The organism is Gorillibacterium massiliense (assembly GCF_000455485.1).
GTDB classification, from domain to species: Bacteria; Bacillota; Bacilli; order Paenibacillales; family NBRC-103111; genus Gorillibacterium; species Gorillibacterium massiliense.
Map to the genome: position 1 here is coordinate 26,376 of NZ_CBQR020000022.1, position 11,704 is coordinate 38,079.

Here is an 11,704-nt window from a genome sequence, read left to right on the forward strand (position 1 = left end):
TTGAGTAAACAAGATAACAAGGACAAACTTAGAGTTTACGAATATGCGAAATCTTTAAATATGAGCAGCAAGGAGATCATCACGATATTGAAAAGACAAGGGATAACGGTTAACAACCACATGAGTGTTATGGAAAATGACGCAGTAGGCGCGGTTGAGCGCTTTTTTCACGATGTAAAAGCGAATGCTGCGGCACGCCGCGCCGCTGGAGAAAGCGGCCCCGCCAAATCTGGCGGCAGCCAAGCCGCGCAGCAAGGCGCAAGCCAGTCGCCGCGGCAAAACGCTGCGCCTGCCCAACCGGCTGCGCAACAGCCGCAGGCAGCCGAGCGCAGCAGCAGCCAGCCGCAAGCGGCAGTAAGCGGGCAGAGCCCACAGCCGGCGCGCAGCGAGCAGGCTGAGCAGACCAGCCCGGCACCTAGCGCGCAAGGCGCAGGCCAAGGCGGTCAAGGTGGCCAAAGCGGCCAGGGCGGCAACCGCCCGCAAGGCGAGCGCTCCTACCAAGGTGGCCAAGGCGGCAACCGTCCACAGGGCGAGCGCTCCTACCAAGGTGGCCAAGGCGGCAACCGTCCGCAAGGCGAGCGCTCCTACCAAGGTGGCCAAGGCGGTAACCGTCCACAGGGCGAGCGCTCCTACCAAGGTGGCCAAGGCGGCAACCGTCCGCAGGGCGGCTCCTACCAAGGTGGCCAAGGCGGCAACCGTCCGCAAGGCGAGCGTTCCTATCAAGGCGGCCAAGGCGGCAACCGTCCGCAGGGCGGCTCCTACCAAGGTGGCCAAGGCGGCAATCGTTCGCAGGGTGGCTCCTACCAAGGCGGTCAAGGCGGTAACCGTCCGCAAGGCGGCTCTTACCAAGGTGGTCAAGGTGGCAATCGTCCGCAGGGCGGCTCTTACCAAGGCGGTCAAGGTGGTAACCGTCCGCAAGGCGAGCGCTCCTACCAAGGCGGCCAAGGTGGCAATCGTCCGCAGGGCGGTTCCTACCAAGGCGGCCAGGGCGGTAACCGTCCGCAAGGCGGTTCCTACCAAGGCGGACAGGGCGGATCCAACCGTTCAGCAAGCCCGGGCGCATCCAGTCAATCCACTATGGCGCAAACTCCTGCTCGGGCAGCGGATCGTCCGCAGCGCAAGCCGGAACCGGCCCGCACCGCAGATAAAGATCGGAAGCCGCGGGTGGGCGAAGGCCGTCCGAATCGGAATGCCAGCGTTCCCGGCGTTGACGCCATGGATGTCAAAGCCAACGAGGGAATCGGCGGCAAACGTACGAAGCAGGGCGGACGCCGTTTTGATGATGGCAAGCCGGGAATGGGCAAGGGCGGCAGATTCGGTAAAGGCAAGCAACAGATGCAAATGAAGAAAGAAAAAGTGGATAATACTCCGAAGAAGATCATCGTCCGTGGTGAAATGACAGTCGGCGATCTGGCGAAGCTTCTGCACAAGGATTTGTCCGAAGTCATCAAGAAGCTGCTGCTTATGGGGACTATGGCTACCATCAACCATGAGTTGGATCTGGAGACCATCCAGTTGGTCGCCCAGGAATTCGGAGTGGAAGTGGAACTGAAAATCGCCGTTGACGAGGATAACTTCGAACTGATCGAGGAAACCGACGAGGATGGGGATCTGCAAGAACGTCCTCCGGTCGTTACCATTATGGGACACGTCGATCACGGTAAGACGACGCTGCTTGATGCGATCCGTGAAACCCATGTTACCGAGGGAGAAGCCGGCGGCATCACCCAGCACATCGGAGCTTACCAAGTCGAAATCAATAACAAGAAGATTACCTTCCTGGATACACCGGGCCACGAAGCGTTCACGTCCATGCGGGCGCGGGGTGCGCAGGTAACGGATATTACCATATTGGTCGTCGCAGCCGATGACGGCGTCATGCCGCAAACGGTTGAAGCAATCAACCATGCTAAAGCTGCAGCCGTACCGATTATCGTTGCGGTCAATAAAATCGATAAACCCGGCGCTGAACCGGATAAGATCAAGCAAGAGCTGACAAAATACGAGCTTGTTCCGGAAGAGTGGGGCGGCGACACCGTTTTCGTCAACATTTCTGCGAAACAGCGCACCAATCTCGATGAGCTGCTGGAAATGATCTTGCTTGTTGCGGAAGTGAAGGAACTGAGAGCTAACCCGGACAAACGGGCGAGAGGCACCGTCATTGAAGCCGAGCTGGATAAAGGGAAAGGCCCCGTTGCCCGCGTGCTGATCCAAAACGGAACACTGAAGGTAGGCGACAGCTTTATTGCTGGTGTATGCTTCGGCCGTATCCGGGCCATGGTAAACGACAGAGGCAAAAAGCTGAAAGAAGCCGGTCCGTCCACGCCTGTGGAAATTACCGGTCTATCGGAAGTTCCGGGCGCAGGCGATCCCTTCATCGTATATGAGGATGAGCGCAAAGCCCGCGCTATAGCCGAAAGACGGGCAAGCACCCAGCGTCTCGCCGAAATGGGAGCCAACTCCCGCGTCACCCTCGACGATTTGTACAAACACATTCAAGAAGGCGACATCAAGGACCTCCACGTCATCATCAAGGGCGACGTTCAAGGTTCCGTTGAAGCTTTGCGCAACTCCCTGGCGAAGATCGAAGTGGAAGGCGCCCGAGTCAAGATTCTGCACACCGGCGCTGGTGCCATTACGGAATCCGACGTTTCTCTGGCTTCCGCTTCCAATGCGATTATCATTGGCTTTAACGTGCAAGCTCAGCCTCAAGCCAAGCTTGCTGCCGATCAGGAAAAAGTCGATATCCGTCTACACCGCATCATTTACAACGTGATCGAAGAGATCGAGCAAGCGATGAAGGGTATGCTGGATCCGATCTTCAAGGAAAGCGTCGTCGGCCACGCCGAAGTGCGCAATCTGTTCAAGGTGACAAAGGTCGGCACCATCGCCGGTTGTATGGTCATCGATGGCAAAATGGTCCGCAACGCCCTTGCCCGTGTTACCCGCGACGGCAACGTCGTTTACGAAGGCAAGCTGGACTCCTTGAAACGGTTCAAGGATGATGCCAAGGAAGTGGCTCAAGGCTACGAGTGCGGCATCACGCTCGATCACTTCAACGATTTGAAGGAAGGGGACGTCATCGAGGCGTTCGTCATGGAATCCGTAGAGAGGTGATCCGTTTATGGCAAAAAACCGAACCGGCCGCGTAGCGGAAGAAATCAAGAAAGAGCTGAGCCGGATCATACAACAGGAGCTTAAAGATCCAGGAATCGGTTTTCTGACGATAACCGGCGTGGAAGTCACCAACGACCTTTCCCAAGCCAAAGTCTTTTTGAGCGTACTCGGATCAGAGGAACAGAAGGAGTCGACGCTGCGAGCATTAGCCCGCGGCACCGGCTTCCTCCGCTCTGAACTGGGCAAGCGAATCCGACTTCGAGTCATGCCGGAACTGCTCTTTAAGCTTGACACCTCCATCGATTACAGCATGCATATCGAAGAGTTGCTGCATAAAATCAATGAGGGGAAGAAGGAGCAATGACCGCGAATCTCGGCGATTATGGCCCTTCGCTTACCGCAGCTGCGGACTTCATCCGGCAAAAGGACGATTTTCTCGTGGTGGCCCACGTCAATCCTGATGGGGATGCCATCAGTTCCACCCTGGCTGTAGCGGAAATCCTCCGACAGTTGGGGAAACGTTACATTCTGATCAACGATGGGGCAGTTCCCGCCAAGTTTTCCTTTCTGATGGGAAACGAAGTGATTTTGAACGGCTCGGAGAATCCGCAACTACTCTTTAAAAATGTGATCAGCGTCGATTGTGCGGATTATAGACGAATCGGCGATGTCCGCTTCCGCTTTGTGGAAGGGACACCGCTGCTCAATATTGACCATCACCCCACCAACGACGGTTTTGGCATCGTTAATTTGGTAAGGCCTGATGCTGCGGCAACCGCGGAGGTTTTGTACGATCTGGCTGCCGTAATCGGCACCGAATGGACGCTGCAGCTGGCAACTTTGGTCTATGCCGGACTTTCCACCGATACGGGCGGGTTCAGGTATGCCAACACCACTCCGGCGGTGATGAAGATCGCTTCGGAGATGCTGGCACTAGGAGTGAAAGGCAATGAGATCGCCGATCGCTTGCTGGAAAAGCTGACGCTGACCCAAATTCGTCTGCTGCAAAAGGCGCTAGCCAAGCTGAGCGTGTCATCTGACGGCAAAATCGCGTGGATAAGCCTTACCCATGACGTTATTACGGAAACGGGCGCATCCAACGATGATATGGATGGCTTGGTCAACTACCCTCGCAATATCGAGGGAGTAGAAGTAGGCATCTTGTTCAAGGAGTTTGCTCCAGGACAGTTTAAAGCCAGCCTTCGTTCTGCCGGATTAGTAGACGTCGCTTCCATTGCCCAAATCTTCGGAGGCGGCGGGCATATCCGGGCAGCCGGTTGTTCGTTGGAAGGCCCGGTTCAAGATGTCACCCATCGCGTGATAGAAGCAGTAGAGAAAAGCTTATCGGTCCGCGGAATTGCAGGTGATTCGACACGATGAGTCAGGAGCCGTTGGAAGGCGTGCTGGCCGTATGGAAGCCCGCTGGATTTACCTCTCACGACGTGGTGGCGAAAGTGCGGCGGATGACCGGTACCCGCCGGATTGGACATACGGGTACATTGGATCCCCAGGTTACGGGTGTGCTGCCCTTATGTATCGGTAGAGCGACCCGTGTCGTGGAATATATTCAAGATTTGCCGAAAGAGTATGAGGCTGTTTTGACCGTCGGTTTATTCTACGGATACGGAGGATGCCACCGGCACCGTTACAGAGCGGGTGAAGGCCGTCCGGCTGACAGCAGCGCAAGTGACAGAGGCGATCGCCGCCTTCATCGGTAAGATCGAGCAGGTTCCGCCGATGTACTCCGCTGTTAAAGTGGAGGGAAAACGACTTTACCAGTTGGCCCGTGAAGGCATTGAGGTAGAGCGTAAGGCACGTACCGTAGAAATCTATGAAACTGAAATTCTCCAAATGGACCTGGATCAGCCCTTTCCGAAAATCCGCTTTCGGGCGCGATGCTCGAAAGGGACCTATATCCGCACATTATGTACCGATATCGGCCGGGCTCTGGGTTATCCTGCGGTGATGTCAGACCTTACCCGCACAGGTACCGGGATGCTGCGGAAAGAGGACTGCTTGACCTTGGATGAAATCGCGGCGTTGGCTTCACAAGGGGACTTGTCCCCCCGGTTGATCCCTGCCGATCAAGCCATTCCTCATATCCCGGCATGGACGGTGGATGCGAAGATGGCGGTTTACGCTCTGCAGGGAAGAAGCGTACAAGCAGACATCACGTCCGATCTGCAAGATGGACTATACCGTTTATATGGCAGAGTCTCGGCAGATGAAGAAGCGGAGCGCTTTCTCGGTATTTTTCGCTTTGATGAAGAGCGTCGTCTTTTCGCCCCGGAAAAAGTTTTCAACTGAACGACGAACCCACGATCACGAATGGAGAACGCATCATGCAAGTGTTCGAATTGACTTATCCCTTTCATTTTCCATATCCGGGCTTGCCCGCGCGGCAGGTTTTGGCTATCGGGGATTTTGACGGCGTTCATTTGGGGCATCGCGAGGTGATCAACCGGGCGGTGCGAACCGCGCGGCGTCAGCAGCTTCCAACTGCCATCATGACGTTTCATCCTCATCCTCGGGAGGTTCTCGGTCTCGACACGTACCGGGCAATCCTTACTCCCTTGGCAGACAAGCTGGAAATCTTCCGTTCCCTTGGAGTCGACGTCGCTTATGTCGTCACCTTCAACGAGGATTTTGCGAAGATGGAGCCTGAACGGTTTGTTCAGGACATCCTCCTGCCGATGGGCATCGACTCCGTTATTGTCGGCTTCGATTTTACCTTCGGCCGTGCAGGCATTGGGACGGCAGATTCCCTTGTGTCTTACGGGCATGGTGAATTTTCGGTGGAAATTGTAAGGCCCTTTCTTCGTGACGGCGGCAAGGTTAGCAGTACGCTGATTCGGGAAAAATTGCAGGATGGCCAAGTGGAGCAGGCAGCAGAGCTACTGGCTCGACCTTATTCGCTTCAAGGCACCGTAGGGACCGGGGAACAGCGAGGCCGGACATTAAATTACCCGACTGCGAATTTGCAGCTGAGCCGGCCTTATGCAGTACCGGCAAACGGTGTTTATGCAGTCCGCGTGTATTTGGACAAGCGGCGTTTAGACGGCGTGATGAATGTCGGAGTGAAACCGACCTTTGCCGAGGACGGCTTGAACCGTACGCTGGAAGTGCACTTATTTGACTTCAACGAGACCATTTATGGTCGAGAATTGAAGGTCGAGTTTATCTCCTTTTTACGGCCGGAAATGAAGTTTTCTTCTATCCAGGAGCTAGTCGCACAGATCGGCAAGGATGCGGAAGCGGCCAAAGAAAAGCTGTTGCAAGGCTGAAGTTTACTTTTATAGGACTCATATGGTATACTGTTTATCGGTGTAAACCTGAACCCGGGCTCGGGGACACGCTCTCACCGGCGGTCGACTGGGCTTGCGGCGATTATTTATGAATTTAATAAGGAGGTGAGCAGAATGGCATTGACCCAAGAACGTAAGCAGCAATTGATTTCTGAGCACAAGGTTCATGAAACAGATACCGGTAGCCCTGAAGTTCAAATCGCGATCCTTACGGAAAACATCACGAACTTGACCAACCATCTGCGGACGCACAAGAAGGATCATCATTCTCGTCGCGGTCTGTTGAAAATGGTAGGCCAACGCCGTAAACTGTTGACGTATTTGAAAAACAATGACGTTAAACGTTACAGCGCCCTGATTGAAAAACTCGGACTTCGCAGGTAATCTCAAGTCGAGCGAATGGACAGCAACCGTTGTTACCCCGCGCCCTCTACGGGTGCGGGCGGCAGGGTTGCTTTTCTTATAATATCAGAAAGAATAAACTTCGAAGCATTAACTTCCTGGTATTACAAGAAAAACGTCCTCTAAACGCGGTCTGACTTCTTTGAATGTGCGTCGATAGACGTTTTTCTTATAAAGAGGATATCCCTACATAGCACGGGAGGTAGTCATGGAAAAGAAAGTTCAATTCGAACTTGCGGGAAGACCGTTTGTTTTGGAAACGGGCAAATTGGCCAAGCAGGCCAGCGGAGCTGTTATGGCTCGATATGGAGACACCGCGGTGCTTTGTACCGTAACGGCATCAAACGAGCCGAAGGATCTCGATTTCTTTCCGCTCACGGTCAATTACGAAGAGCGGATGTACGCGGCGGGTAAAATTCCCGGCGGCTACATCAAGCGCGAAGGACGTCCATCGCAAAAAGCAATCCTGGCCAGCCGTCTCACCGACCGGCCGATTCGTCCGCTTTTCCCGGAAGGCTTCCGTAACGATGTGCAAATTGTAAACCTTGTCATGAGCATGGATCAGGACTGCGCGCCTGAAATCGTGGCGATGATCGGCACCTCCGTTGCCCTGACCATCTCCAATGTCCCCTTCAATGGTCCCATCGCCGGCGTTATCGTAGGTCGCGTCGACGGCGAATTTGTCATTAATCCTACCGTCGAACAGTTGAAGAAGACGGAGTTGTTCCTCGTGGTTTCAGGAACGAAGGAAGCCATCATGATGGTGGAAGCGGAAGCTCACGAGCTTCCGGAAGATCTCGTGCTGGAAGCGATTATGTACGGACACGAAGAGATCAAGAAGATCGTTGCTCAAATCGAGGATTTCGCTCAAGACGTAAGCAAGCCGAAAATGGATGTCGTGCTTCATCAAATCGACGAAGAGGTAAACCGCGAAGTTCGTGCTTTTGCCTTGGATCGTTTGGTGCAAGCCGTCAGCATCGGCGAGAAGCATGCGCGTCAAGAAGCCATTGACTTGATCAATCAAGATACGGTGGCTCATTTCGCCGAAGCGTATGCCGACGAAACGGACAAGCTGGGCGATGTGAAGGAAGTTCTTTACGACATCGTCAAAGAAGAAGTCCGCCGCTTGATCACTCACGACAAAGTTCGTCCCGACGGCCGTGCCGTCGATGAAATCCGTCCTATCAGCGGTGAAACCAGTCTGCTTGCCAGAACTCATGGCTCGGCGCTGTTTACCCGGGGACAAACCCAAGCGCTCAGCGTCGCTACCCTCGGGGCTATGGGGGATGTGCAGATGTTGGACGGCTTGGACTTGGAAGAAACCAAGCGCTTCATGCATCACTATAACTTCCCGCCCTTCAGCGTAGGGGAAGCTCGGCCGCTCCGTGCGCCGGGACGCCGGGAAATCGGACATGGTGCATTGGGCGAACGTGCCCTGCAAATGATCCTTCCTTCGGAAGAAGAGTTCCCCTATGCGATCCGCGTCGTTTCCGAGGTGTTGGAATCCAACGGTTCCACATCCCAAGCCTCCATCTGTGCCGGTTGTATGGCGCTTATGGATGCGGGCGTGCCGATCAAAGCACCCGTTGCCGGCGTGGCCATGGGTCTGATCAAGGACGGCGACCACTACACGGTGTTGACTGACATCCAAGGCATGGAAGACCACTTGGGCGACATGGACTTCAAAGTAGCCGGCACGAAAGCTGGCGTTACCGCCATCCAAATGGATATTAAGATCGACGGCATCAACCGCGATATCTTGAAGGAAGCGTTGGACCAGGCATACAAAGGCCGCATGTTCATCATGGACAAGATGATGGAAGTCATCAGCGAGCCGCGTAAGGAACTGTCTCCTTTCGCTCCGAAAATTATCATTATGCAAATCAATCCGGATAAAATCCGCGACGTTATCGGTGCAGGCGGTAAAATCATCAACAAGATCATTGATGAGACCGGTGTAAAGATCGACATCGAACAGGACGGCAAAGTATACATCGCTTCCTCCAATCAAGAGATGAACGAGAAAGCCCGTTCCATCATTGAAGGGATCGTCCGGGAAGTCGTCGTTGGCGAAATTTATGAGGGTACCGTCAAACGGATCGAAAAATTCGGCGCCTTCGTGGAAGTGCTTCCCGGCAAGGAAGGCCTTGTCCACGTGTCACAGCTGGCCGTTGAACGGGTTGCCAATGTAGAGGATGTCGTCTCTCTGGGTGATACCATCACCGTCAAGGTTACGGAGATCGATTCCCAAGGCCGCGTCAACCTGTCCCACAAGGTGCTGCTGCTGCCGGAAGGCGCGGAAAACCAACAGGAAACCCGCCCTCCCCGCCAAGACCGTCCCCGCGACTCTCGCCCGGGAGGCTCGGATCGCAATCATGACCGGAATCATGACCGCGACCGGAATCGCCCTCGTCCTGGAAATAGCGAACGCAAATAATTTGATCCGTAAAAAAACTCCGCAAGGAGTTTTTTTTATTTTCCGGCTTATTTCTTGTCCAATTTTGCATAGGATAGGGAATAGAGCTTGGACAACACCAAAGTGCTGAGCTATGTAGGGATATGCGTGATTCCAGGCATGACAAGTCTGTCGGTTGAAAACGGCAGATTTGCCAACATACAGGCGGAGGTCGGTGGAATGCGTCAGATCAGCTTGCTGTATTTAGTCGGCATTGTCATTGTACTCATGTGGGGCCTCGCCCCTTTATTTGGAATTGATGCGTACACGCGCTATGTGTGGAAAATGAAAGATGCACCCCATTTGAGTGCATTTAAGCCGTTTTTAAAACATGATAACGTTCCATCCGATGAGCAAGTTTGGAGAGAACGGCTCATGAAGGAGGCTCCGGCTTTACGGATTAAGCCGATTGACGCTCGAATCGATCCGGTTTGGAAGGCGATCCCCGGATATAATGGGCGAGAGGTGGACCAGGAGGCGACGCTTAAGCTGATTGCATCCCGTAAACTTGCCGTAGGGAGTGCCATACCTTACATCTATCGGGATATTCCGCCAAATCAGTCTCTCGAAGATCTTGGCGCCCAGCCGATTTTCAAAGGGAATCCGGAAAAACCGATGGTATCGCTTATGATCAATGTAGCATGGGGGGACGAGTTTTTGCCGTCAATGCTTTCGACCTTGAATAAAGAAAACGTTCATGCTACATTTTTCTTTGATGGTACATGGCTGTCGAAGCATATCGAAACAGCCAGACAAATTGGTGCATACGGTCATGAACTATCCAACCACGCTTATTCGCATAAGAATATGAGCCGTCTGAACCGAGATCAGGCAGCGGCAGAGATCGTAAAGACCGAAAAACTGCTGACGGATAAGTTGGGCGTTCATAATACACTTTTCGCACCGCCTTCAGGAGACTTTGATCAAGAGACGGTGGATATCGCACACCAGCTCCATCTGAAAACCGTGCTGTGGACGCTGGATACGGTGGATTGGAAAAACCCCGCACCAGAAACCATCATCCGCCGCATCTCCAAAGGACTTGAACCTGGAGCGCTCATCCTTATGCATCCGACGTCCTCGTCATCGCAAGCCCTACCTGCCCTCATCCGGGAAATCAAACGAAAAGGCCTTGCTATCGGCACCGTGAGCGAATTGCTTTCGCCGAGCCGAATATCCCCCGACGGGCAAGGCGTAACCCTGCTCAGCAGGTAAACCGCACTTAATAATGGAGGTACTCAGTGATAAAAGCCGAATTGTCCAACGGACTCCGGGTTGTCCTGGAGAAGATGTCTACCCTTCGTTCCGTATCTTTTGGGATTTGGGTGAAAACCGGATCCCGCAATGAAACGGAAGCTCAAAACGGGATCTCCCATTTTATCGAGCACATGCTGTTTAAAGGAACCGACCGTTTCAGCGCCAAGGAAATTGCAGAAGTGTTTGATGGAATTGGCGGTAATGTCAATGCGTTCACATCCAAAGAGTATACCTGCTATTACGCAAAAGTGTTGGACCAGCATTTGCCTATTGCTGTCGATCTATTGGCGAATATGTTTTTCCAGTCGCTGCTAGATCCGGAGGATCTGGATAAGGAACGCAACGTCATTCTCGAAGAAATCGCCATGTATGAAGACACGCCTGACGATCTCGTTCATGATTTGCTGGCAAAAGCAGCCTATGGCGAGCATCCTCTCGGCTATACCATACTCGGAAGTGAAGAGAATTTACGAAGCTTGAGGTCGGATGACCTGCGGGCGTACATGGCGGACCGGTACCGCCTCGAGGACATCGTCATCAGCATTGCCGGGAACTATCCGGACTCGATTCTTGAGCTTCTGGAAAAGCATTTTGGCGCTTTCAGCGGTAAAGGAATAGAAGGGGACAATCATGCGCCTGGCTTTGTCGGCGGGCAAGTGTACAACAAAAAGAAAACGGAACAAAACCATATTTGTCTCGCCCTTCCCGGGTTGAAGTTGAGCGATGACCGTTTATACGCCATGGTCCTGCTCAATAATGTCATCGGCGGTGGGATGAGTTCCCGGTTATTTCAAGAAATTCGCGAAAAACGAGGCCTCGCCTACTCCGTTTATTCCTATCATTCCGCCAATGCGGACAGCGGGTTGTTTACTATTTATACAGGGACGGCGCCCAAGCAAACGGATGAAGTTTTAAAACTTACGGAGGAAGTGCTCTCTGATCTCCTTGCCAAAGGCATGACGGAAAAAGAGCTCGGCCAAGGCAAGGAACAGTTGAAAGGCAGTCTGATTCTTGGACTCGAGAGTTCCGGCAGCCGGATGAACCGCATCGGCAAAAACGAGCTGATGTTGGGGCAGCATTTTACATTGGACGAAACCATCGATATGATTGAAGCCGTTACAATGGAGGATGTCAACAAGCTGTCCAAGGAGCTGTTCTCCCAACCCTT

At 53.4% G+C, this 11,704-nt stretch carries 10 protein-coding genes; all 10 read left to right on the plus strand.

Features of this window, described 5'->3' with window-relative positions; translation table 11 throughout:
- Positions 1–3,117 (plus strand): translation initiation factor IF-2, encoded by a 3,117-nt coding sequence (infB, locus tag TJ79_RS02505; RefSeq protein WP_052339190.1) that lies wholly within the window; start codon positions 1–3, stop codon positions 3,115–3,117.
- Between the two features lie 7 nt (positions 3,118–3,124).
- Positions 3,125–3,481: a 30S ribosome-binding factor RbfA gene (gene rbfA / locus TJ79_RS02510; protein WP_040948717.1), complete on the plus strand. Its 357-nt coding sequence runs from the start codon at positions 3,125–3,127 to the stop codon at positions 3,479–3,481.
- On the plus strand, positions 3,478–4,497 hold the full coding sequence (locus tag TJ79_RS02515) for a DHH family phosphoesterase (protein WP_040948718.1): 1,020 nt from the start codon (positions 3,478–3,480) through the stop codon (positions 4,495–4,497). Before rbfA ends, TJ79_RS02515 begins: the two co-directional genes overlap by 4 nt.
- Positions 4,494–4,835 carry a hypothetical protein gene (locus tag TJ79_RS28490; RefSeq protein ID WP_337588919.1) on the plus strand — a complete coding sequence of 114 codons (342 nt, stop codon included), beginning with the start codon at positions 4,494–4,496 and terminating at the stop codon, positions 4,833–4,835. Before TJ79_RS02515 ends, TJ79_RS28490 begins: the two co-directional genes overlap by 4 nt.
- Complete coding sequence (locus TJ79_RS02520; protein ID WP_337588920.1) at positions 4,774–5,424, plus strand: tRNA pseudouridine synthase B; 651 nt, start codon at positions 4,774–4,776, stop codon at positions 5,422–5,424. Before TJ79_RS28490 ends, TJ79_RS02520 begins: the two co-directional genes overlap by 62 nt.
- Before the next feature lie 35 nt (positions 5,425–5,459).
- Complete coding sequence (locus TJ79_RS02525) at positions 5,460–6,401, plus strand: bifunctional riboflavin kinase/FAD synthetase (RefSeq protein ID WP_081756656.1); 942 nt, start codon at positions 5,460–5,462, stop codon at positions 6,399–6,401.
- 135 nt (positions 6,402–6,536) lie between these two features.
- Positions 6,537–6,806 (plus strand): 30S ribosomal protein S15, encoded by a 270-nt coding sequence (gene rpsO, locus TJ79_RS02530; protein ID WP_040948720.1) that lies wholly within the window; start codon positions 6,537–6,539, stop codon positions 6,804–6,806.
- Positions 6,807–7,032: 226 nt separating this feature from the next.
- A complete protein-coding gene (gene pnp / locus TJ79_RS02535) occupies positions 7,033–9,261 on the plus strand; it encodes a polyribonucleotide nucleotidyltransferase (RefSeq protein ID WP_081756657.1) in 2,229 nt (742 codons plus the stop codon).
- Positions 9,262–9,348: 87 nt separating this feature from the next.
- The gene (locus TJ79_RS02540; RefSeq protein WP_238322734.1) at positions 9,349–10,494 is read left to right on the plus strand and encodes a polysaccharide deacetylase family protein; all 1,146 of its coding nucleotides are present in this window, start codon (positions 9,349–9,351) and stop codon (positions 10,492–10,494) included.
- Between the two features lie 26 nt (positions 10,495–10,520).
- Positions 10,521–11,704 (plus strand): M16 family metallopeptidase (locus tag TJ79_RS02545; RefSeq protein WP_052339188.1); only part of this gene is annotated, 1,184 nt, incomplete at its 3' end.

Bases quoted from the DNA above. Each gene is read 5' to 3' on its own strand.
- rbfA (WP_040948717.1), top strand. From the start codon at position 3,125: ATGGCAAAAAACCGAACCGGCCGCGTAGCGGAAGAAATCAAGAAAGAG.
- TJ79_RS02515 (WP_040948718.1), top strand. From the start codon at position 3,478: ATGACCGCGAATCTCGGCGATTATGGCCCTTCGCTTACCGCAGCTGCG.
- TJ79_RS28490 (WP_337588919.1), top strand. From the start codon at position 4,494: ATGAGTCAGGAGCCGTTGGAAGGCGTGCTGGCCGTATGGAAGCCCGCT.
- TJ79_RS02525 (WP_081756656.1), top strand. From the start codon at position 5,460: ATGCAAGTGTTCGAATTGACTTATCCCTTTCATTTTCCATATCCGGGC.
- rpsO (WP_040948720.1), top strand. From the start codon at position 6,537: ATGGCATTGACCCAAGAACGTAAGCAGCAATTGATTTCTGAGCACAAG.
- pnp (WP_081756657.1), top strand. From the start codon at position 7,033: ATGGAAAAGAAAGTTCAATTCGAACTTGCGGGAAGACCGTTTGTTTTG.